Origin of the sequence: Methylocystis sp. WRRC1 (genome assembly GCF_020733155.1) — a bacterium.
GTDB lineage: Bacteria > Pseudomonadota > Alphaproteobacteria > Rhizobiales > Beijerinckiaceae > Methylocystis.
In genome coordinates this window covers 2,106,431-2,127,784 of the sequence record NZ_JAJFZJ010000001.1, presented here as the reverse complement: position 1 = coordinate 2,127,784, position 21,354 = coordinate 2,106,431, and the positions used below count along the sequence as shown (strand labels likewise).

At 66.0% G+C, this 21,354-nt stretch carries 18 protein-coding genes; 8 read left to right on the top strand and 10 right to left on the bottom strand.

Annotated elements, in window-relative coordinates:
- Positions 1–74: 74 nt before the first annotated feature.
- Complete coding sequence (locus LG047_RS10285; protein WP_227966545.1) at positions 75–1,460, top strand: M20/M25/M40 family metallo-hydrolase; 1,386 nt, start codon at positions 75–77, stop codon at positions 1,458–1,460.
- Position 1,461: 1 nt separating this feature from the next.
- Here LG047_RS10285 and LG047_RS10280 read toward each other — a convergent pair whose 3' ends face one another.
- Positions 1,462–1,908 (bottom strand): pentapeptide repeat-containing protein, encoded by a 447-nt coding sequence (locus tag LG047_RS10280; protein ID WP_227966544.1) that lies wholly within the window; start codon positions 1,906–1,908, stop codon positions 1,462–1,464.
- Positions 1,909–2,120: 212 nt separating this feature from the next.
- Between LG047_RS10280 and hemA the strand changes: the two genes are divergently transcribed.
- The 3 genes from hemA to LG047_RS10265 all read left to right on the top strand — a co-directional run bounded on the left by hemA (position 2,121) and on the right by LG047_RS10265 (position 3,997).
- The gene (gene hemA, locus LG047_RS10275; protein ID WP_036284446.1) at positions 2,121–3,404 is read left to right on the top strand and encodes a 5-aminolevulinate synthase; all 1,284 of its coding nucleotides are present in this window, start codon (positions 2,121–2,123) and stop codon (positions 3,402–3,404) included.
- Positions 3,405–3,420: 16 nt separating this feature from the next.
- A complete protein-coding gene (locus tag LG047_RS10270) occupies positions 3,421–3,663 on the top strand; it encodes a hypothetical protein (RefSeq protein WP_227966543.1) in 243 nt (80 codons plus the stop codon).
- A 91-nt stretch (positions 3,664–3,754) separates the two neighbouring features.
- The gene (locus LG047_RS10265; RefSeq protein WP_036284443.1) at positions 3,755–3,997 is read left to right on the top strand and encodes a hypothetical protein; all 243 of its coding nucleotides are present in this window, start codon (positions 3,755–3,757) and stop codon (positions 3,995–3,997) included.
- Positions 3,998–4,068: 71 nt separating this feature from the next.
- Here LG047_RS10265 and LG047_RS10260 read toward each other — a convergent pair whose 3' ends face one another.
- Positions 4,069–5,373 (bottom strand): UDP-glucose/GDP-mannose dehydrogenase family protein, encoded by a 1,305-nt coding sequence (locus tag LG047_RS10260; protein WP_227966542.1) that lies wholly within the window; start codon positions 5,371–5,373, stop codon positions 4,069–4,071.
- Between the two features lie 197 nt (positions 5,374–5,570).
- A complete protein-coding gene (locus LG047_RS10255; protein ID WP_227966541.1) occupies positions 5,571–7,853 on the bottom strand; it encodes an NADP-dependent malic enzyme in 2,283 nt (760 codons plus the stop codon).
- 193 nt (positions 7,854–8,046) lie between these two features.
- Here LG047_RS10255 and mutS point away from each other — a divergent pair, with 193 nt between their 5' ends.
- Positions 8,047–10,719, top strand: coding sequence for a DNA mismatch repair protein MutS (gene mutS, locus LG047_RS10250; protein WP_227966540.1), 2,673 nt, complete (start codon positions 8,047–8,049; stop codon positions 10,717–10,719).
- Between the two features lie 3 nt (positions 10,720–10,722).
- On the opposite strand, the gene rsmD is transcribed toward mutS, so the two are convergent.
- Both rsmD and LG047_RS10240 read right to left on the bottom strand, forming a co-directional pair.
- Entirely contained in the window at positions 10,723–11,280 is a 558-nt protein-coding gene (gene rsmD / locus LG047_RS10245) for a 16S rRNA (guanine(966)-N(2))-methyltransferase RsmD (protein WP_227966539.1), read from the bottom strand.
- A 3-nt stretch (positions 11,281–11,283) separates the two neighbouring features.
- Positions 11,284–13,206, bottom strand: coding sequence for a pseudouridine synthase (locus tag LG047_RS10240; RefSeq protein WP_227966538.1), 1,923 nt, complete (start codon positions 13,204–13,206; stop codon positions 11,284–11,286).
- Positions 13,207–13,276: 70 nt separating this feature from the next.
- On the opposite strand from LG047_RS10240, the gene LG047_RS10235 reads away from it, so the two are divergent.
- Positions 13,277–13,723, top strand: coding sequence for a nucleoside deaminase (locus LG047_RS10235; RefSeq protein ID WP_036284431.1), 447 nt, complete (start codon positions 13,277–13,279; stop codon positions 13,721–13,723).
- Between the two features lie 3 nt (positions 13,724–13,726).
- Here LG047_RS10235 and LG047_RS10230 read toward each other — a convergent pair whose 3' ends face one another.
- Positions 13,727–14,611: an alpha/beta fold hydrolase gene (locus LG047_RS10230; protein WP_227966537.1), complete on the bottom strand. Its 885-nt coding sequence runs from the start codon at positions 14,609–14,611 to the stop codon at positions 13,727–13,729.
- Positions 14,612–14,833: 222 nt separating this feature from the next.
- Here LG047_RS10230 and LG047_RS10225 point away from each other — a divergent pair, with 222 nt between their 5' ends.
- Complete coding sequence (locus LG047_RS10225; RefSeq protein WP_227966536.1) at positions 14,834–15,424, top strand: carbonic anhydrase; 591 nt, start codon at positions 14,834–14,836, stop codon at positions 15,422–15,424.
- A gap of 330 nt (positions 15,425–15,754) precedes the next feature.
- Here the strand turns inward: LG047_RS10225 and LG047_RS10220 are convergent, their stop codons facing one another.
- From LG047_RS10220 to LG047_RS10205, 4 genes are read right to left on the bottom strand one after another with little or no spacing between them, the layout of a single operon-like run.
- Positions 15,755–16,102, bottom strand: a complete 348-nt coding sequence (locus tag LG047_RS10220; RefSeq protein ID WP_036284422.1) for a rhodanese-like domain-containing protein — start codon at positions 16,100–16,102, stop codon at positions 15,755–15,757.
- A 14-nt stretch (positions 16,103–16,116) separates the two neighbouring features.
- A complete protein-coding gene (locus LG047_RS10215) occupies positions 16,117–16,476 on the bottom strand; it encodes a carboxymuconolactone decarboxylase family protein (RefSeq protein WP_036284420.1) in 360 nt (119 codons plus the stop codon).
- Positions 16,473–19,745, bottom strand: a complete 3,273-nt coding sequence (locus tag LG047_RS10210; protein WP_227966535.1) for an efflux RND transporter permease subunit — start codon at positions 19,743–19,745, stop codon at positions 16,473–16,475. The genes LG047_RS10215 and LG047_RS10210 overlap by 4 nt, the downstream gene beginning before the upstream one ends.
- On the bottom strand, positions 19,742–20,719 hold the full coding sequence (locus LG047_RS10205; RefSeq protein WP_227966534.1) for an efflux RND transporter periplasmic adaptor subunit: 978 nt from the start codon (positions 20,717–20,719) through the stop codon (positions 19,742–19,744). Before LG047_RS10205 ends, LG047_RS10210 begins: the two co-directional genes overlap by 4 nt.
- A gap of 191 nt (positions 20,720–20,910) precedes the next feature.
- Between LG047_RS10205 and LG047_RS10200 the strand changes: the two genes are divergently transcribed.
- A complete protein-coding gene (locus tag LG047_RS10200) occupies positions 20,911–21,201 on the top strand; it encodes a hypothetical protein (RefSeq protein ID WP_227966533.1) in 291 nt (96 codons plus the stop codon).
- Positions 21,202–21,354: the final 153 nt, after the last annotated feature.

The window sequence follows — 21,354 nt, the reverse complement described above, 5'->3', positions numbered from 1 at the left end:
GTCGCCGCACAGGCGCCTTCCCTCCGCCGCGTCGCCGCACTAGCTTTCGCGTCAATCTGCGAAGGACTGATTCCATGGCGACAATCGACGCGGTTCTGAATTCCATCGACGCGAATCTTCCCGCCTCGACCGAGCGGCTTTTCGACCTGCTGCGCATTCCCTCGGTCTCGACCGACCCGGCCTTCACCCAGCACTGCCAGCGCGCCGCCAACTGGCTCGCCGATCAGCTCAAAGGTCTGGGTTATACGGCGGATGTGCGCCAGACGCCGGGCCATCCCATCGTCGTCGGCCATGCGAAGGCGAAGCGCAAGGACGCGCCGCATGTGCTGTTCTACGGCCATTACGACGTGCAGCCGCCGGACCCGCTGGAGCTGTGGGAGGCCGACCCCTTCGCGCCGCGTCTCGCCGACGGCAAGGACGGGCAGGACATCGTCGCCCGCGGCGCCTCCGACGACAAGGGACAGCTGATGACCTTCCTCGAGGCCTGCCGCGCCTTCGAGGCGAACGGCGGCCTTCCCTGCAACGTCACCTTCCTTTTCGAGGGCGAGGAAGAGACGGGTTCGCCCTCGCTTCCGGGCTTCCTCGCCGAGCACAGGGACGAGCTCTCGCAGCCCGACCTCGCGCTCGTCTGCGACACGAGCATGTGGAACGCAAGGACGCCCGCCATCACCGTCATGCTGCGCGGCCTCGCGCAGGAGGAAGTGGTGATCCGCATCGCGAGTCACGACCTTCATTCGGGCATGTTCGGCGGGCCGGTGAACAATCCCGTCCATGTGCTCTCGAAGATCATCGCCGATCTGCACGACGCCGACGGCAAGGTGACGCTCCCGGGCTTTTACGCCGGCGTGCCCGAAATTCCCGAGGACATCGCAGAGCAATGGCGCGGGCTGGAGTTCGACGAGCGCAAATGGCTCGCCGATGTCGGCCTCACCCGCGTCGGCGGGGAGCCGGGCCGGGGGATCATGGAGCAGATCTGGGCGCGCCCGACCTGCGACGTGAACGGGATCGTCGGCGGCTACACCGGCAAGGGCTCCAAGACCGTGCTGCCGGCGCAGGCCTCGGCCAAATTTTCCTTCCGGCTCGTCGGGACACAGGATCCGAAAGCGATCATGGAGAGCTTCCGCGCCTTCGTGCGCGAACGCCTGCCGGCGGACGCGAAGGTCGAATTCATCTCCCACGGCGCCTCGGGCGCGCTACAGCTCCCCTTCGGCTCGGAGGCGCTGAACCGCGCGCGCCGCGCGCTCGGCGAGGAATGGGGGAAGGACGCCGTGCTCGCGGGCTGCGGCGGCTCGATCCCGATCGTCGGCGCCTTCAAGCGCGATCTCGACATGGACGCGCTGATGATCGGCTTCGCGCTCGACGACGACCGGATTCATTCGCCAAACGAGAAATACAGCTACACGTCCTTCCACAAGGGCGCGCGAAGCTGGGCGCGGGTGCTGGACGCGCTGGCGGCCTGAATCAGCATAGCCCCTCGAATCCCCGGCTGCGCGACTGCGCGCAGCCGTAAAAACGCGTGCGCGTGAAGAGCGGATCGCGGGCGGGCCCGGCCAGGATTTCGCAGCCCTCGAAAACGCATTCCACGAGCCGGCAATCGTCGAATATGCAGGAGCCGCCGAGATTGTCGGTTATGAACCGGCAGTCCTCGAAGCGGCATTGCACGAAATCGACGCCGCGAAAGGAACAGCCGCGGAAGACGCATTTCGTGAAATCCGTCCGGGCGACCAGCGCGGCGTTGAAGAGGCCCCAATACCAGTCGACATTCTCCAGCGCGCAATGGATCAGCGCCCCGTCGATCCCGGCGCCCTCGATCTCCAGCCCCCGGAAAGTCGAGCAGCTGAAGATGGCGTCGCTCCAGCTTTCCGGCGGACCCGTCGTGACGTCGTATGCGCATCCCTCGATCAACATGGCGTCGCCTCCTGTGGCGTGGCGCCATCATTAAGCAAGCCGGCGGATATGGCGGTGCGGCGGAACACTCTGCTATCACGCGGCAATCCGCCGCTCGCAATTGGGTCCGGGATGGGCTATGTAAGAAAACGTCCAAACTGGATGGCGCGGCAGGACGGGGCTTCGCCGGCAGTTCACAGGGCTGACGAACATCAAGTCTGAAGGGTAACGGAATGGTGTACCGGCGATATTTCGAAGCCGCCGTCTCCCGTCTGAAGGACGAGCGTCGCTATCGAGTCTTCGTGCATCTCGAGCGTGACGTCGAGACCTTCCCCCTCGCCCGCTGGCACCGCGACGACGGCCGCGTCGACGACGTTACCGTCTGGTGCTCCAACGACTACCTCGGCATGGGCCAGCACCCGGAGGTGATCTCCGCAATGGTCGACACGGCGTCGAGGGTCGGCGCCGGAGCGGGCGGCACGCGCAACATTTCCGGCACCAGCCACGCCATTGTCGAGCTCGAGCGCGAACTCGCCGACCTCCATGGCAAGGAGGCGGCGCTGGTCTTCACCTCGGGCTGGATTTCCAATCTCGCCGCGATTTCCACGATCGCCGATCTCCTGCCCGACTGTCTCATTCTCTCGGACGCCTCGAACCACAATTCGATGATCGAGGGCGTCAAGCGCTCGCGCGCCGAACGCAAGATTTTCCGCCACAATGATCTCGCGCATCTCGAGGAGCTGCTGATCGAGGCCGGAAACCGGCCCAAGCTCGTCGTCTTCGAGAGCCTCTATTCCATGAACGGCAATATCGCCCCTGTCGCCGACATTGCGGCGCTGGCCGAGAAATATGGCGCAATGACCTATGTCGACGAAGTGCACGCCGTCGGCATGTATGGCGCGCGCGGCGGCGGTATCTGCGAACGCGAAGGCGTCATGGACCGCATCGACGTGATCGAGGGCACGCTCGCCAAGGGTTTCGGCACAATGGGCGGCTATATCGCGGGCGACGCGCTGGTGATCGACGCGATCCGTTCATATGCCGCCGCCTTCATCTTCTCCACAGCCATACCGCCGTCCGTGGCCGCGGCCGCCTGCGCCGCCGTGCGCCTGCTGAAGCGCCGGCCGGATTTGCGCGCGGCGCATCAGCGCGCGGCGCATATCACCAAACATGCGTTGTCGGCCGCCGGCCTGCCCGTGCTCGACAATGGCTCTCATATCGTGCCGGTGATGGTGCGCGACGCGGAGCTGTGCAAGGCCGCAAGCGACCTGCTGCTCACCCGCCACGGCGTCTATATCCAGCCGATCAACTATCCGACGGTCGCGAAAGGCTCGGAGCGCCTGCGCATCACGCCGACGCCGCGCCACACCCAGGCGCACATCGCGCAGCTCGTCGAGGCGCTGGTGGATGTCTGGCATACGCTCGGCATCGCCTTTGTCGAGCCGACGCATTTGCACGTCGACGAGAAGAGCGACGAGCGCTGCACCTATCCCGAGATCAAGCTCGCGGCGCAGTAAACCCGGCGCCGCCATCTTGAAAGACACGCCCGCGCAGCGTCGCGGGCGTTTTCATTTTCGGGATCGGAAAACAAGTCATCGAAGGGGCGACGGATTCGTTTCAGAAACGGTTAACATCCGCGCGACCGCATCGGATGCATTTGAAAATCTCCGTTTCGCGGCAAAAACTTCGCCCTATCTCGGGCGTAAAGGCGGGACGCTCGAAACGCCGCGCGGTCCACCAAAAATGCACGACCGGATTTCAAATGACGACATTTGAAAACATCTTCTTCGCTCGCCGTTAAGAAGCGAAGCCTATTCAATTCGAATTACGAACCGGCAACCACATCAGCACATGGGAGGTCTTCACCATGAGCCGTATCAGCTATTCTTTCGACGAGAGCGCGGTCTGCGCCGCCAATCGAGCCGCCGGCCGGAAACCCCGCATTCCGCTTCGCAAGAAGCTGCGCAGCCGGCGCTATCTGCGAGGCGCGATGGAGGCCGCCGGCCTTTTCGCCTTCGGCTACGGCTCCACCTCGCTGGTCATGCATCTCGCCGCCGGATTTTTTCTCATCCACCGCGTCTCCGGCCTGTTTCCTCATCTGCATCTTTGAGGATCGGGGCCCCAGCTTTTTGACGCGCTTTCTGGCGCGCCGAACCGGTTTCCACTTTGGCGTAAAGCGCTCTACTTGCGCCCGACGCTGACATAGGCGAAGCCGCGCTTACGGATGTCTGCGGGTCGGTAGACATTGCGCAGATCGACGATGATCGGCTGTTTCAGCAGGCTCTTGACGCGGTCGAGATCCAGCGCGCGGAAAGCGTCCCATTCGGTGACGATGGCGAGCGCGTCGGCGCCCTCGAGCGCGGAATAGGCGTCGTCGTGGAAGGTCACTTCCGGCATCAGCGGACGCGCCTGCTCCATGCTCTCCGGGTCATAGGCGTGCACCTCGGCCCCGTCGCCAGCGAGCGAGGCGACGATGGCGAGAGAGGGCGCGTCGCGCATGTCGTCGGTGTTGGGCTTGAAGGCCAGACCCAGCAGCGCGATCTTCTTGCCGCGCACGGAGCCGCCGAGCGCCATGATGATCTTGCGCGCCATGGCGCGCTTGCGGGCGTCGTTCACCGCCACCACCGTCTCGACGATGCGCAGGCTCGAGCCTTCGTCCTGCCCGGTCTTGATCAGCGCCAGCGTGTCCTTCGGGAAGCAGGAGCCGCCATATCCCGGTCCGGCGTGCAGGAATTTGGCGCCGATGCGCTTGTCGAGACCGATGCCGCGCGCGACCTCCTGCACGTCGGCGCCGACCTTCTCGCACAGATCGGCGATCTCGTTGATGAAGGTGATCTTGGTGGCGAGAAAGGCGTTGGCGGCGTATTTGGTCAGCTCCGAGGTGCGGCGTCCCACGAAGACCAGCGGCGGCGCGTTGAGCGACAGCGGCCGGTAGATCTCCTCCATCACCTCACGGGCGCGCGGGTCTTCCACGCCGATCACGACGCGGTCGGGCCGCTTGAAATCCTCGATGGCGGCGCCCTCGCGCAGGAACTCCGGATTGGAGACGACGGCGAAATCGGCGGCCGGGTTGACCTCGCGGATGATGCGCTCGACCTCGTCGCCGGTGCCGACGGGCACGGTGGATTTGTTGACGACGACGGTGAAGCCGTCGAGCGCCGAGGCGATCGTCTTCGCGGCGGCGTAGACGAAGGAGAGATCGGCGTGTCCGTCGCCGCGGCGCGAGGGCGTGCCCACCGCGATGAAGACGGCGTCCGCGCCCTTGACGGCGGGTTCGAGATCGGTGGTGAAGGAGAGGCGGCCCTGCCTGACGTTATTGGCGACGAGTTCGTCGAGGCCGGGCTCGAAGATCGGAATTTCACCCCTCTTCAGCCGATCGATCTTGGAGGCGTCGGCGTCGACGCAAATCACCTTGTGCCCAAAATCCGCAAAGCAGGCGCCCGACACGAGACCCACATAACCCGAACCAATCATCGTGATGTTCACAGTCGCTTCTCCAAATGCGCCGCTTCATCGGCTGCCGGGAACGGATTTCCCCGCCGCGCCGGCGGCCTGCGCAACAGGCTGCAAAGGCTCGGGAATCCGGGCGTCGGGAAGTCGTACGCCGTCCCGTCCGCGAGGCGCGCCCGGCGGCCGCGTCGCGAAGGACGGGGGGCGACGCTTCCCGGAAAAGGCCGGCGGCGTCAGCCCCCGATGCCGAAGGCGGCGAGCGCCGCCATATTGACGATATCCATGTCCGTCGCGCCGAGTTGGACGATCTGAATCGGTTTGTCGAGTCCGACGATCAGCGGTCCGAGCACCGTCGCGTCGCCCAGCTCCTGCAACATTTTGGTCGAGATAGCGGCCGAATGAAACGCTGGCATGACAAGGACGTTCGCCGTGTCCTTCAGGCGGGAGAAGGGATAGGCGCTCATCAGATCCTTGTTGAGGGCGATGTCCGCGCCCATTTCGCCTTCATATTCGAAGTCGACGCGACGCTGATCGAGCACGCGGACGGCCTCATGCACGCGGGCGGTGCGCTCGCCCGGCGGATAGCCGAATGTGGAGAAGGCCAGCATGGCGACGCGCGGCGTCAGCCCGATGCGGCGGGCGACGCCGGCCGCCTCGATGGCGATCTCGGCCAGCTCCTCCGCCTCCGGCAGTTCGGTGATGGCGGTGTCGGCGACGACCACGACGCGGCCTTTCGCCAGGACGAGCGACACGCCGATCACGCGATGGCCGGGCTTGTGGTCGACGACGCGGCGCACTTCCTCGAGCGCGTTGGAGAAATTGCGCGTGACGCCGGTCACCATCGCGTCGGCGTCGCCGCGCGCGACCATGGCGGCGGCGAAATGATTGCGGTCCTGATTGATCAGGCGCTGACAGTCGCGGAACAGGAAGCCCTTGCGCTGCAGGCGCTCGAAGAGGAACTGCGCATAAATCGCGTTGCGGTGCGAGAGCTTGGCGTTGTGGATTTCGATCGTCGGCGGCAGCTCCAGTCCGGCGTTGGCCGCCGAGGCGCGGACGCGGTCCTCCCGCCCCACGAGCACCGCCGTGCCGAACTCCTGATTGACGAAGCTGAGCGCGGCGCGGATCACCTGCTCTTCCTCGCCTTCCGCGAAGACGACACGCTTGGGGTCGCGCCGCACCCGCTCGAAAACCGTCTGCATCAGGCCGGCGATCGGATCGCGCCGCGCCGAGAGTTCGGCGCGATAGGCTTTCATGTCGATGATCGGGCGGCGGGCGACGCCGGAATCCATCGCCGCGCGCGCGACAGCCGGCGGAATGACGGAGATGAGGCGCGGATCGAAGGGCGCGGGGATCAGATAGTCGCGTCCGAAGCGTGGCCGCGCGCCGCGATAGGCGTTGGCCACTTCGTCGGGCACGTCCTCGCGGGCGAGATCGGCGAGCGCCTTCGCGGCGGCGATCTTCATTTCCATGTTGATCGTCTTCGCGCGGACGTCGAGCGCGCCGCGGAAGATATAGGGAAAGCCCAGCACATTGTTGATCTGGTTGGGATAGTCCGAACGCCCTGTCGCCACGATGGCGTCCGGCCGCGCGGCGCGCGCCTCCTCTGGCGTGATTTCGGGATCGGGATTGGCCATGGCGAAGATGATCGGGTCTTTCGCCATCGACTGCAGCATGGCGGGCGTGAGCGCCCCTTTCACCGAGAGGCCGTAGAAAACGTCGGCGCCCTCCAGCGCCTCGGCGAGCGTGCGCGCCTTCGTCTCGACGGCGTGGGCGCTCTTCCACTGGTTCATGCCTTCTTCCCGGCCGCGATAGACGACGCCCTTGGTGTCGCAGAGCGTGACGTTGCGCGGATCGAAGCCGAGCGCCTTGGCGAGATCGAGACAGGCGATGCCGGCGGCGCCGGCGCCGTTGCAGACGAGTTTCGCGGTCCCGATGTCGCGGCCCGTGAGCTTCAGCGCATTGATGAGGCCGGCGGTCGAAATGATCGCCGTGCCATGCTGGTCGTCGTGGAAGACGGGAATGTCCATCATCTCGCGCAGGCGCTCCTCGATGACGAAGCACTCCGGCGCCTTGATGTCCTCGAGATTGATTCCGCCGAAGGACGGACCGAGGAAACGCACGGCGTTGATGAAATCCTCGACTTCCTTGGCGTCCACCTCGAGGTCGATGGAGTCGATGTCGGCGAAGCGCTTGAAGAGCGCCGCCTTGCCCTCCATCACGGGTTTCGCGGCGAGCGGGCCGAGATCCCCGAGCCCCAGTATCGCCGTGCCGTTGGTGATGACGGCGACCATGTTGCCGCGCGTCGTGTAGTCATAGGCGAGCGAGGGGTCTTTTGCGATCGCCAGCACCGGCGCGGCGACGCCGGGCGAATAGGCGAGCGAGAGATCACGCTGTGTCGCCATGGGCTTCGTCGAGACGACCGCGAGCTTGCCGGGGCGCCCGCGCGAATGGAAGAGCAGCGCCTCCTTGTCGGAGAATATCGGTCGGTCGGCCGTTGTGGTCTTGTCATCCGCCATGTCATAAGCCCTTTCGTCCGCCGCGCTGTTGCGCCGCAACATAGCCGGGCCGGGGGCGGGTTCACAAGCGGGGGGCCATGAGACCCCGACCCGGACGCGTCACCCGCCAAATTTCTGTGAACGCTCGCGCGGACGACGCTGAAGACGCGCTCCTGCATGGCGGCGGCGCGCCCGCATCGTTAAAATAGGCCCGATGACGACCGTGGCCGCCCCCCAACCCATCGTTGCCGACGACAAGGCGCAAGCCCGCGCGACGCCGATGATCGCGCAATACATAGAAATCAAGGCGGCGAACGCCGATTGCCTGCTTTTCTACCGCATGGGCGATTTCTACGAATTGTTCTTCGACGACGCCCAGACGGCGGCGCGGGCCCTCGGCATCATGCTCACGAAGCGCGGCAAGCATCTGGGCGAAGACATACCCATGTGCGGCGTGCCGGTGGAGCGCGCCAACGACTATCTGCAAAAGCTCATCGCGCTCGGTTTTCGCGTCGCCGTCTGCGAGCAGATCGAGGACCCGGCGGAGGCGAAGAAGCGTGGAGCAAAATCCGTCGTGCGGCGGGACGTGGTGCGCCTCGTCACGCCCGGCACGATCACCGAAGACGCGCTGCTCGACCCCGCCCGCGCAAACGCCTTCGCCGCCGTTTCAAGGATACGCGGCGCCGATGGCGGCTGGCGTTATGGTCTGGCGAGCGTGGATATTTCCACGGGCGCCTTCACCGTAAGCGACTGCGCGGAGAGCGAACTGGCTTCGACGCTCGCGCGGCTCGAACCGCGTGAAATCGTCGCCGCCGAGGCGCTGTGCCGGGACGACCATGTCGTCGCCGTTTTCTCGGGCGTCGGCGCGCCGGTCGCGCCGCTCGGCCGTGAGGCCGGCGACGCGCCGCGCCGGCTGCAGGATTTTTACGGCGTCGCGACGCTTGCCGGCTTCGGCGCGCTGAGCGAGGCGGAGATTTCGGCCGCCGCGACCGCGATCCTCTATGTCGAGCGCACGCAGAAGGGGAGTCGCCCCGCCCTGGCGCGGCCGATGAGTCTGCGCGAAAGCGCGACGCTCGACATCGACGCCGCGACACGCGCCAATCTGGAGCTTTCCCGCACGCTGTCCGGCGCGCGCGAAGGCTCGCTCCTCTCCGTCGTCGATCTCACCGTCACCTCCGCCGGCGCGCGTCTGATGGCCGAACGCCTCGCCGCGCCCTCCACCGATCCCGCGCTCATCGGCGCGCGACACGACGCGGTGGCGTTCTTTCTCGAAAATCCCGACATCCGTTCTGCGTTGCGCGCGAAACTCGCCCGCGCGCCCGATCTCGCGCGCGCCGTCTCGCGCCTGTCCCTGCAACGCGGCGGCCCGCGCGATCTTGCAAGCGTCGGCGCCGCGCTGACGGCGGCGCGCGACGTCGCGGAGCTTTTCGCGCGCGGAGGGGCGCCGGGTGAAATCGCACGCGACGTCGCGATGCTCGCGACAGCCGACGCAGCGCTTGCGCATGAAATTGCGCGAAGCCTCGGGGACAGCGTTCCGCTCGACAGGCGCGGCGGCGATTTCATCCGCGAAGGCCGCGACGCGGAGCTCGACGACGCGCGGTCCCTGCGCGACGAAAGCCGTCACGTGATCGCCTCGCTTCAGTCGCGCTATGCGGACCAGACCGGAACGAAGCTGAAGATCAAGCACAACAACTTTCTCGGCTATTTTCTGGAATTGCCGGCGGCGCAGGGCGAAAAGCTGCTGCGCCCGCCTTTCGACCAAACCTTCACCCATCGCCAGACCATGGCCGACGCGATGCGATTTTCGACGCGCGAACTCGTCGAGCTGCAAAGCAGGATCGCGTCGGCCGCCGACCGCGCGCTCGCGCGCGAACTCGCGATTTTCGACGCGCTCGCCGCCGACATTCTCGCGCGAACGGATGAATTGCAGAATCTCGCCCAGGGTTTCGCGCGGCTGGATGTTCTGAGCGCGCTGGCGGAAGTCGCCGAAAAACGCGGCTGGACGCGACCGCTCGTCGACCATTCGCTCGACTTCGCGATCATCGGCGGGCGCCATCCCGTCGTCGAGGCGTCGCTGGAGGCGCAGGGCAAGGCCTTCGCGGCGAATGACTGCGATCTCTCGGGCGACAAGGCTGGCCGCATCGCCGTCGTCACCGGCCCCAACATGGCCGGCAAATCGACCTTCCTGCGCCAGAACGCGCTGATCGCTCTGCTCGCGCAGGCGGGCTCCTTTGTGCCTGCGCGCGAGGCGCGCATCGGCGTCGTCGATCGTCTCTTTTCGCGCGTCGGCGCCTCCGACGATCTTGCGCGCGGGCGATCGACCTTCATGGTCGAGATGGTCGAAACGGCGGCGATCCTGAACTGCGCCACGCCGCGCTCGCTCGTCATCCTCGATGAGATCGGCCGCGGCACGGCGACCTTCGACGGCCTTTCCATCGCCTGGGCGACGATCGAGCATCTGCATGAAGTGAACCGCTCGCGCGCGATTTTCGCGACGCATTTTCACGAGCTCACGCAGCTGTCTAAACGCATGGCGCGGCTCGTCAATCTGACGATGAAGGTGACCGATCACGCGGGCGAGGTCGTTTTCCTTCACGAAGTCGTCACGGGCGCGGCGGACCGCTCCTATGGCGTGCATGTCGCGCAGCTCGCGGGCCTGCCGGCGAGCGTCGTTTCGCGCGCCCACGCCATTCTCGCGGAGCTGGAGGCGGCGGACCGCCGCGCGCCGGTCGAGGCGCTGATCGACGATCTGCCGCTGTTCAAGCGCTTCGCCGAAATCTCCCAACCCAAGGACGCTCTGCGCGAGGCGCTCGCGAAGATCGATCCGGATCAGATGAGCCCGCGCGCCGCGCTTGCGGCGCTCTATGAGCTGAAGTCGAAGGCGTGAAGTTCAGCCCGCGTGACGCGCGAAGACGAATTGCGTGTCGCCATAGCGGCGCGCGTCTTCCTGCGCGAGGCCTTCCGGCAATTCGATCTGCGCGTCGGCCGATTCCTCGATGACGACGAGTGCGCCCTTCGCAAGCCAGCCGCCGTCGATCAGCGCGTTGAGCGCCGGCGCCGCGAGCCCCTTGCCATAGGGCGGATCGAGAAAGGCGAGCGAGAAGACTTCTCCCGGCGGCGCCTGTCCGAGCTTCGTCGCGTCGCGCCGGAAGACGCGTGTGACGCCGCCGAGGCCGAGCGCTTCTATGTTCGCGCGCAACAGGGCGCGCGCTTCGGCTCCATCGTCGACGAAAAGCGCGCGCGCCGCGCCGCGCGACAGCGCCTCGAGGCCGAGCGCCCCCGTGCCGGCGTAGAGGTCAATGACCGCCGCGCCGGCGACGGGATCGCCGAAGGCGTGGGCGAGAATGTCGAAGACCGATTCGCGCAGGCGGTCGGATGTCGGGCGAATCGCCTGCGAGCGCGGGGCGGAAAGCGCGCGCCCGCGCAGCGCGCCGCCGACGATGCGCATGGCTTATTCCCCGCGCGGCCTGCGCGGACCCGAGGGCCGGCCCTTGCCGGGTCCGCCGCGACCGCCTCCCGGAGGACCTTTGCGAGGACCTCTGCCCGGCCCGGCCCCCGGTCCGCTGCGCGTACCTCTGGACGGCCCGCCGGCGCGCGGCGGTCTCGCGTCCGCGGCCTCGCGCGGGCGATCGAATTTGCGCGCGCCCGGTTTGCGATCGGCCGCTGAAAATTCGCGGTCGCCGCGGGGCCTGTCGAACTTCCGCGGTCTCTCATCGCGCGCCGCGCCCGCGCCGCGCGGAGCGCGCGAAGCCGGCCGGGCCTCGTCGCCGTCGCGACGGGGGGGACGCTTCTCGTAGCGGGTCTCGTCCCGATTGCCGGCGCGATAATTTGCGCGCTCGCCAGACGACCGGCCGCCCGCGCGATCATCCGGCCGTCGCTCGAATCTCTGCGCATCCCTTGGACGTTCGTCGCGCCGTTCCCCCATGCGCTCCCGTGGCGCGCGCGCGGGTCTTTCGCCGCGCTGTTCCTCGAAACGCGGCGGGCGGCGAGCGTCGCCCGCGCGTCGCTCGTCCCGGCGACCCTCTCCGCGCGCAAAGCTTTCGCGCTGGCCCCGCTCCTCGCGCGCCGGCCTTTCGGCGCGCCCGCCTTCCGGTCCTGGCCGCCGCCCTTCGCCGCGCATCGCCTCGAAGCGCCGCGCATTGCGCGTCGTCGTTTCGCTTTCCGCCTTTCGAGCGGTCGGCGTGACGCGCTCGACGACGACGGCGCGGCCCTTGCGATCGGCGGTGGCGCCGCGTTCGATGCGCGCGCGCGGGCCCTTCCCGGATTTCTCGTCGCGCTGCTTGCGCAACACCGAGACATGCTTGCGCGGGCGTTTTTCCGCGCGTTCACGCATTTCCTGTTCTTCGGTCGCGGTGCGTTCGCGCACCGGCGAGGAGAAGTCGACGCCGGCGAGCTCCGCGAGGCTCTTGCCCAGTTGCTCGCGCAGAATCTTGAGTTTCACTTCCTCGACCGCGCCTTCGGCCAGTTCGCCGAGCTGGAACGGCCCGTAGGAGACGCGGATCAGCCGGGTCACGTCGAGCCCGAGATGCGCCATCACGCGTTTGATCTCGCGATTCTTGCCTTCAGTCAGGCTCATCGCGATCCAGGCGTTGGCGCCCTGCACGCGCTCGAGCCGCGCCTCGATCGGCGCATAGACGACCCCGTCGATGGTGACGCCCTTTCGCAGTTCGTCGAGTTGCGCCTGATCGGTGTCGCCATGGACGCGCACGCGATAGCGCCGCGTCCAGCCGGTCGCCGGCAATTCCAGCGTGCGCGCGAGGCCGCCGTCATTTGTGAGAAGCAGCAGTCCTTCGGTGTTGATGTCGAGCCGTCCGACGCTGACGACGCGGGGAAGCTCGCCGTGGCGCTCCTCCAGAAAGGCGAAGACAGTCGGGCGTCCCTCGGGATCATGCGCCGTCGTGACGTAGCCGGCGGGCTTGTGGAAAAGGAAAAGGCGGGTGCGCTCGCGCTCCTGCATGGGGGCGCCGTCGATGGTGATCCTGTCCCCTTCCTTCACATTGAAGGCGGCGTTCGGCAGCACGACGCCGTTGACGGCGACGCGGCCTTCCGCGATCCATTGCTCCGCCTCGCGGCGCGAGCAGACGCCCGCGCGCGCCATCGCCTTGGCGATGCGCTCGCCCTCGAAGCTGCTGGTTTTCTCGACCGGCGCGGGCGCTGGCCTCGCGGCGCGTTTCGGGCGCTCGACGGCGCCGCGCGGCTTGCCGGATTTTTCGCCGCGCGGTTTTTCAGCGGCCGTCTTGGCGAATCCCGGCTTGCGGGGGCCGGTTGTCTTGCGCGCCTCGTCGCGCGTCATGTCGGAACTGGGGGCGCGGCGCCGCATCGGGCGATCGCCGCCGGGCGCGCCGGGGCGCTTCGTCGGTTTCTTGTCAGCCATGAGTTCTGATAGCAGGCGTTGCGCGGGCTTTGAAGCGCGATGCTCGGACAATTGCGGCGGAGAATTGAGAATGAGCGTGACAGACCCCTTCGCCGCCGCCTTCGCCGCCGCGCGTGAGGCGGCGCGCGCCGAGGAAGTGCCGGTCGGCGCGGCGATCGCGCGCGCGGGCGCGGTGATTGCGGCGGCGGGAAATCGCACGCTGCGCGACCGCGACCCGACCGCTCACGCCGAAATGCTGGTCATACGGCAGGCGGCCGCCGCGATCGGCTCCGAGCGGCTCGTTGACTGCGATCTCTATGTCACGCTCGAGCCCTGCGCCATGTGCGCGGGCGCCATCTCCTTCGCGCGCATCCGCCGGCTTTATTTCGCGGCGGAAGATCCGAAGGGCGGCGCCGTGGATCACGGGCCGCGCTTCTTCTCCCAGCCGACCTGCCATCACGCGCCGGATGTTTATGGCGGCATACGCGAAAGCGAGGCGGCGCAGCTGCTGCGCGACTTCTTTCGGGCGCGGCGCTGATCTTTAAAGAAAACCCTCCAGCGCGGCGAGCGTCGCCTCAGGCGCCTCCTCCATCGCATAAAGGCCGCTGTCGACGCTCGCGCCCGTGATAGTGTCGCCGAACTCCTTCCATGCGTCGAGGAGCGAGGGGCCGTCGGCGGGGAAGGTCGTCTCGCCATAGAGAATGAGAGTCGGGACCTGAAGCTTCCGGCCGGCCTCCCTGTCGGCGAGGGTCTGATCGCGGTCGATGGTCGCGCCGGCGCGGAAGTCCTCGCAGAAGGCGTGGATTCGCGTCGGTTCGTTGAATGCGGCGTGATAATGGGCGAGCGCCTGCGGCCCGAAGACGTCGAGCGTCTTCTCTTTGGTTGAGCTTTTCAGCGCGTCGTCGAGAAAGCCGGCCGGATCGAGGCCGATCAGCTCCTCGGGCCTGGGCGCTTCGGCGGAGAGAAAGCGCGCGCGCCCCATGCGCTGCAGATCGCCCGCGCCGAAGGCGTCGTCGATCGGCGCGATGTTGATCAGCGCAAGCCTGGTCAGGCGCCCCGGATGGTCGAGCCCGAGACGCATGCCGACCCGCGCGCCGCGATCATGACCGACGAGCGCGAATTGCACATGCCCCAGCGCCTCCATCACCTTGACGACGTCGTCGGCCATCTCCCGCTTCGTATAGGCCTCGCCCTTCTCGCTCTCGGGAACGGCGGACCAGCCATAGCCGCGCAGATCCATCGCGACCACGGTGAAGCGCTTCGCCAGCGCCGGCGCGATCCTGCGCCAGGCGACGAGCGTCTGGCCGAAGCCATGCAGCAGCACGAGCGGCGGTCCCGCGCCATGCGACCGCGCGAAGATTTTTCCAGCCTGCGTATCGATCCAGTGCGAGTCGAAACCGGGCAAAAGGTCAGCAAGTTCGGACATTCGAACACCAAGTCTTGTGTTGCGGCGCGGCGGCCATGGGGCGGATGTTATAAAGTAACAAGGCGCGATTCTGTCAACTTCTTCATGCCGACACGCAATCAAGCGACTTTGTCACGAAGATCGCAGAGTCATTTTTCTTGAAAATACGGAGGGAGCGTCACACAGTCGCACGCCGTCAAAAAATAGAGTCGTTCAAAACAACGAGAGCAATGGGAGAGAAACATGGCGAGCAAGATCGTCGATGAAGTCATGTCGGCAAACGCCGCTTATGTTGCGGGCTTCAGCAATAAGGGCGAACTCGCGCTGCCGCCGGCGCGGGGCTTCGCGATCCTGACCTGTATGGACGCGCGTCTCGACCCGGCCAAATACGCCGGCCTTTCGGAAGGCGACGCCCATGTGATTCGCAACGCCGGCGCCCGCGCTTCGGACGACGCGATCCGTTCGCTCGTGATCTCGCACAAGCTGCTGGGCACGAAGGAATGGTTCGTGATCCATCACACCAATTGCGGGATGGAGCTTTTCTGCGACGAGGTCATGGGCGACCTGCTCGAGGACAGCCTCGCCACCGCCGCGCTCGACATGTCGACGCTGAAGTGGTCGAACCCGCAGCATGGCGGCGGCTGCGCGGCCGGCCATTTCATCAAATGGCACACAATCAAGAATCAGGAAGAGAGCGTCGCGCAGGACGTGGCGCGCATCCGCTCGCATCCGCTGGTGCCGAAGAACGTACCGATCTACGGCTACATTTATGACGTCAAGACCGGCAAGCTGATCGAGGTTCCGAAGGCGACCGAGATCGGCAAGGCCGCGTAATTAAGAGTGACCGCTGCGCGATGTGACAGCGGACGGAACGCTCATGACGCCCCTCGTGCTTCGAGACGCCTGCTCCGCAGGCTCCCCAGCATGAGGTGTTTCTTTCTGCCCCGCCGCAATTGGGCCTCATGCTGGGCAGCGAGCGAGGCTCGCGTCTCGAAGCAGGAGGCCGCCTCGGCAGTTTTCAAAGCGCGTTCAGGAAAAGTGTATGCGGTTTTCCGTTTGGACGCGCGACAAGATGTGAACCCAGAGCAAATTCGGCGAATTCAAAATTTGCCGAATATGCTCCAGAAGCCGCGAGCGAGAACGCCCGCGGCTTTTTTGTTTGCGTTACGCCTGCACCGCGCCGCCGCGGGCGCGCCAGCCGCCGGTGCCGGGCGCATAATGGCTGACATCCTTGCAGCCGGCGCGCATGGCGGCGGTCAACGCCTTGGCGGAGCGTCCGCCCGCCTGGCAGATGATGACCACCGGCTTGCCGCCCGGCAGTTTCGCCGGATCGAACTGCGACAGCGGCAGATTGGTGGCGCCGGGCACGTGGCCCGCCGCATATTCATGCGGCTCGCGCACGTCGACGATGCAGCAGGAGCCGTCCTTCACGGCGCGGGCGAAGTCGTCGTGTTCGATCGTCGGAAGTTCTCCGCCGCCGCCGGCGAGTTTCGACATGAGACCTGAGAGCATTCTGCTTTCCTTTCCTAACCTTCGGCCGGTTTTCCGGCCTCGAACTGGGTGAAGGCGGCGAGCGCATGGCTCGCGTACATCACCGAAGGGCCCGCGCCCATGTAGATGCTCATCCCGAGCGTCTCCAGCACCTCCTCGCGCGTCGCGCCGCGCTGCGCGGCCGCCTTGGCGTGGAAGGCGATGCAGTCGTCGCACCGCACCGCGACGCTGACCGCGAGAGCGATCAATTCCTTCGTCTTGGCGTCGAGCGCGCCCGGCGCTCCCGCCGACGTCGCCATCGACGAGAAGGCCTTCATCACATCCGGCGCGCCGACGCGCAGGTTGCGAATATCCGCCGTGAGGAGCTTCGCGAGCTCCGGCCAGTCGTTGATCATGCAGGCCTCCTTTCATCTGCCGGCGCCGGCGCCGGGGGGCGTTCGTCGTCGCGCAGGACGACATAGATCGCGGGAATGACGAGCAGGGTAAGGGCGGTCGACGACGCGAGGCCGAAGACGAGCGAGATGGCGAGACCCTGGAAGATCGGATCGGTGAGGATGAAGGCCGCGCCGATGATCGCCGCCGCGGCGGTGAGGAAGATCGGCTTGAAGCGCACCGCGCCTGCCTCGATCAACGCGGCGCGCAGGGGCATGCCCTTCTCGCGCAGGTGGCGGATGAAGTCGACGAGCAGGATCGAATTGCGCACGACGATGCCGGCGAGCGCAATGAAGCCGATCATCGACGTCGCGGTGAAGGCGGCGTTGAACAGCAGATGGCCGATGACGATGCCGACCAGCGTCAGCGGCACCGGCGCCAGAATCACGAGCGGCAATTTGAACGAGCCGAATTGCGCGACGACCAGCAGATAGATGCCGAGCAGGGCCACCATGAAGGCCGCGCCCATGTCGCGAAAGGTGACATAGGTGACTTCCCATTCGCCGTCCCAGAGGAAAGTGGGCTGCGAGTCGTCGAGCGGCTGGCCGTGATATTTGATCGTCGGCGCGCCTTTCGGACCCCAGTCGATCTTCTTGATCTCGTCCTCGACGGCGAACATGCCGTAGATCGGCGCCTCGAATCGTCCGGCGACTTCGGCGCTCACCATTTCCGCGAAGCGGCCGTTGTGGCGGAAGATCGGATAGGAGCCGAGTTCCCGCGTCGCCTTCACCACGTCGCCGAGCTCGACATTGGCGCCCTGGCGCGGCGTGCCGCCGGCGGGGAGCGGCGTCGAGAGAATGCGCTCGCCGGTCGTCATCGCCGAACGCGGAAGCGCGACGGAAATATCGATCGGCTTGGCGCCGCCGCCGCGCTGCGAGAAGCCGATCTTCACGCCGCCAACGAGCGCGCCGATCGTGTCATAGACGGCGCGCTCCTCGACGCCGTGAAATTCGAGCGCCTCCTGATCGATCTCGAAGCGCAGCCGCTCCGCGCGCTGACCGAAAGAGTCGTCGGTGTCGACGACGAAGTCGACCGAGTCGAAAGCCTTGCGCAGCTTCGTCGCCAGCTCGCGCCGCGTCTCGGCGTCCGGGCCATAGACTTCCGCAAGCAGCGTCGAGAGCACGGGCGGGCCCGGCGGCACTTCCACGACCTTGATCGCGGTGTGCTCCGGCATGGGCAGGCCCTTCAGCTTCTCGCGAATCTCCAGAGCAATGGCGTGGCTCGCGCGCTTGCGTTCGTCCTTGGGCAGAAGATTGATCGCGAGATCGCCCATCTCCGGCGCGGCGCGCATATAGTAATGGCGCACGAGGCCGTTGAAGTTGAAGGGCGCCGCCGTGCCTGAATAGGACTGGATGGAGGTAAGTTCCGGAATGTCCTTCAGCCGCTCGGCCGCGGCGGTCAGCACGCGGTCGGTTTCCTCCAGAGAGGCGCCGCGCGGCAGGTCGACGACGACGGCGATCTCCGACTTGTTGTCGAAGGGCAGAAGTTTTACGCGCACGCTCTTTGTGACGAACAGCCCCATGGAAAGCAGCGTCGCCACGCCAACGGCGATGAGGAATCGCTGCGAACGCTTGCGCCCCTGCAACAGCGGCGTCGCGATGCGCGCGTAGAAATCGCCCATCGCGCCGCGCTCATGCGAGTGATCGTGACCCGCGCCGCCTTCCTGCTCGAAGCGCTTGCCGGCGATCTTCAGCAGCAGCCAGGGCGTGATCGTCATGGCGACGAAGAAGGAGAAAACCATGGCGAGCGAGGCGTTCGCCGGGATCGGACTCATGTAGGGCCCCATGAGCCCGGAGACGAACATCATCGGCAACAGCGCCGCGATGATGGTGAGCGTCGCGACGATGGTCGGATTTCCGACCTCCGCCACGGCCTCCACCGCCGTGTCGATCAGGCTGCGCTCGCCACGCATGTGCCAGTGGCGCACGATGTTCTCGACGACGACGATGGCGTCGTCGACGAGAATGCCGATGGAGAAGATGAGCGCGAAAAGGCTGACGCGGTTGATCGTGTAGCCCATCAGCCATGAGGCGAAGAGCGTCAGCAGGATCGTCGTCGGAATGATGACGAAAACGACGACGCCCTCACGCCAGCCCACCATGACGACGATGAGCGCGACGATGGACACGGTCGCGAGCGCGAGATGGAAGAGAAGCTCGTTCGCCTTTTCAGTGGCCGTCTCGCCATAGTCGCGGGTGACGGTGATCTCGAGATCCTCGGGAACGATGCGGCCTTTGACCGAATCGAGGCGACGCATCACCTCCTCGGCCACGATCACCGCATTGGCGCCCTTGCGCTTGGCGATGGCGATGCTGACGGCCGGACGCTTCAGAAGCTCGCCGCCCTTCTCGCGCGTCATGGTCCAGCTGCGCTTGTCGGGCTCCGCGGCGCCGACAATCACATCCGCCACGTCCTTCACATATACGGGCCGCCCGTCGCGCGTCGTCAGCAACAGGAGACCGATATCCGGCACGCCCTGCAGCGTCTGTCCCGCGACGACCGGAACCGAACGATTGCCCTCGCGGAATGAGCCGACCATGAAGGAGCGGTTGGCGTTGGTCAGCTTGTCGATGAGCTGGTTGAGCGTCACGCCAAATTGCGACAGGCGCTCGGGATCGGGCTCGACGCGGATCTGGTTGGGGCTGCCGCCGACGATGTAACTGAGCCCGACATTGTCGACCTTGGTGAGATCGTGCTGCAATTCCGCCGCGACCTGATAAAGGCCGTTGTCGGTCCATTTGTCCGCATGTTCCGGTTTCGCGGAAAGCGTCAGCACCACGATCGCGACATCGTCAATGCCGCGCCCGATGATGAGCGGCTCGGGGATTCCCTTCGGCAGATCGGAAATATTGGCGCGTATCTTGTCATGCACGCGCAGAACGGCGTTGTCCTGCGGCGTGCCGACGAAGAATCGCGCCGTCACCATCACACTGTCGTCGCGCGTCTGCGAATAGACATGCTCGACGCCATTGATGCCCTTGACGATGTCTTCGAGCGGGCGCGTGACGAGTTCGATCGCGTCTTCCGCCTTGTAGCCGTTGGCCTGGACGAGAATGTCGACCATGGGCACGGAAATCTGCGGCTCCTCCTCGCGCGGCAACGCCTGCAATGCGATGAGGCCGACGAGAATCGAGGTGAGCAGCAGCAGCGGCGTCAGCGGCGAATTGATGAAGACGCGCGTCAGCGTTCCGGAAATGCCGGGGTGGAATGATTCCTTCGTCTCTTGCTTCATGGCGTCTGCACCACGTCGCCGTCATGCAGGCCGGAGAGGATTTCTATTGCGTCGCCATGGGTCTCGCCCGTCTGCACGACGATTTCCGAACCATCGCCGAGCCGAACGAAATCGACGCCGGCGCGGCGATAGATCGCTGATTTCGGCGCAAGGATCGCGTCGCGCTTTCCGGTGGTGACATAGACGCGCGCACGCTCGCCGACGAAATAATCGCCCAGCCCCTCGACCTCGACGTCGGCGATCACGCGACCGCCCTGGATCTCGGGATAGACGATCCGCACGCGCCCTTCCTTGCGGGCGCCATGGGCGTCGGCGTGCAATCCGCGCTCGCCGATCTCGACGCGGTCGCCGGCGCGCATGAATCGCGCATGGCGCTCCGGCAATTGCAGACGGAGAATATACTTATCCTCGGCGAGCGTCGCGATCGTTTCTCCCGGCATCACGACGCGGCCGACCGACACGGGGACCGTGAGAATACGCCCCGGCCCCGGCGCCTTCACCGAACCTTCCGCCGCCTGCTGTTCGATGACGCTGCGATCGGATTGCAGCGCGGCGAGATTGCGTTCCGCGACGTCGAGCCCGGTCTTGGCCTGATCGTACATGACCTTGGTCGAAACGCCGCGGCGCAGAAGCTCCTGCGCGCGTTCGAAATCCGTCCTTGCCTTGTCGCGCTGCGCCTGTTGCGAACGGATGCGCTGGTCGAGCGCCTGCATCTGCAGAAAGAGTTTCTGATCGGCGACGGAAGCAAGCTCCGCGCCGGCGGCGACGACGTCTCCTTCCTTAATCTTGAGCGCCGTCACCGTGCCGCCGATGCGCGCGCGGGCGATGAGCTGATGCGCGGGCTCCACGGATGCGACGACGGCCTTCAGATCGTCGACGGGCGCAAGGTGAAGCGTGACCTCGCCCGCGGTGGCGGGGCAAGCGAGCGCCGCAATCGCAGCGGCGCGGAAAAGGGGCAGGCGGAAGCGGCGCATCAAGTCTCCCCGTGGCGGCGATTGTCGAAGGTTATATTCGCAATATATAAATTAGCAAGAACGAATTTAATAGCCCGGCCCGCAAGGCCGGTCGCTCACAACTATGGCGTGTTTAGCTCCGATCATCTATGATTTTCGCTCTCGGATAACATCTGGAAAAGCATGGCTCGAAGCCCGATGCGGGGAAGAAAATGAACAGGCGCGCCATTCTCGCAGGATTAGCGATCGGGATGGTCTTCGGTCTCGCAGCGCTCCCCGGCGCCTCCCTTGTCGCCGACAGGCATGCGCCGAAGAACCGCCAGAAAGAGCGTGGCGAGCCGAGCGACGCGGCGCTCGGGCCTCGCATCGACTATCCCCGCCATCCGCGTCACCATTCATCATCGAGCGAACGCTATTTTACGGGCGGCGAGGTCAACTCCATCCCCTTCCGCTCTCCCGCCGAAGCGCTCGAAATCGTGCCGGGGCTTGCGGTCGGACGCTGAGAGCGTCCCGCGCCGACGCCATTGGCGAAACTCCCGAACGCGCCCGAAAGATCAGTTGAACGGACGCAGTCAGCCTTTCCGCGCGATTCGCCCAAAAGCTTCGACGAAAAGGCGATCATTTGCGCCGATGCGGCTGCGAATCTTCGAACTGGC

Bases quoted from the DNA above. Each gene is read 5' to 3' on its own strand.
- LG047_RS10285 (WP_227966545.1), top strand. From the start codon at position 75: ATGGCGACAATCGACGCGGTTCTGAATTCCATCGACGCGAATCTTCCC.
- LG047_RS10280 (WP_227966544.1), bottom strand. From the start codon at position 1,908: ATGTTGATCGAGGGATGCGCATACGACGTCACGACGGGTCCGCCGGAA.
- hemA (WP_036284446.1), top strand. From the start codon at position 2,121: ATGGTGTACCGGCGATATTTCGAAGCCGCCGTCTCCCGTCTGAAGGAC.
- LG047_RS10265 (WP_036284443.1), top strand. From the start codon at position 3,755: ATGAGCCGTATCAGCTATTCTTTCGACGAGAGCGCGGTCTGCGCCGCC.
- LG047_RS10255 (WP_227966541.1), bottom strand. From the start codon at position 7,853: ATGGCGGATGACAAGACCACAACGGCCGACCGACCGATATTCTCCGAC.
- mutS (WP_227966540.1), top strand. From the start codon at position 8,047: ATGACGACCGTGGCCGCCCCCCAACCCATCGTTGCCGACGACAAGGCG.
- rsmD (WP_227966539.1), bottom strand. From the start codon at position 11,280: ATGCGCATCGTCGGCGGCGCGCTGCGCGGGCGCGCGCTTTCCGCCCCG.
- LG047_RS10240 (WP_227966538.1), bottom strand. From the start codon at position 13,206: ATGGCTGACAAGAAACCGACGAAGCGCCCCGGCGCGCCCGGCGGCGAT.
- LG047_RS10235 (WP_036284431.1), top strand. From the start codon at position 13,277: ATGAGCGTGACAGACCCCTTCGCCGCCGCCTTCGCCGCCGCGCGTGAG.
- LG047_RS10230 (WP_227966537.1), bottom strand. From the start codon at position 14,611: ATGTCCGAACTTGCTGACCTTTTGCCCGGTTTCGACTCGCACTGGATC.
- LG047_RS10225 (WP_227966536.1), top strand. From the start codon at position 14,834: ATGGCGAGCAAGATCGTCGATGAAGTCATGTCGGCAAACGCCGCTTAT.
- LG047_RS10220 (WP_036284422.1), bottom strand. From the start codon at position 16,102: ATGCTCTCAGGTCTCATGTCGAAACTCGCCGGCGGCGGCGGAGAACTT.
- LG047_RS10215 (WP_036284420.1), bottom strand. From the start codon at position 16,476: ATGATCAACGACTGGCCGGAGCTCGCGAAGCTCCTCACGGCGGATATT.
- LG047_RS10210 (WP_227966535.1), bottom strand. From the start codon at position 19,745: ATGAAGCAAGAGACGAAGGAATCATTCCACCCCGGCATTTCCGGAACG.
- LG047_RS10205 (WP_227966534.1), bottom strand. From the start codon at position 20,719: ATGCGCCGCTTCCGCCTGCCCCTTTTCCGCGCCGCTGCGATTGCGGCG.
- LG047_RS10200 (WP_227966533.1), top strand. From the start codon at position 20,911: ATGAACAGGCGCGCCATTCTCGCAGGATTAGCGATCGGGATGGTCTTC.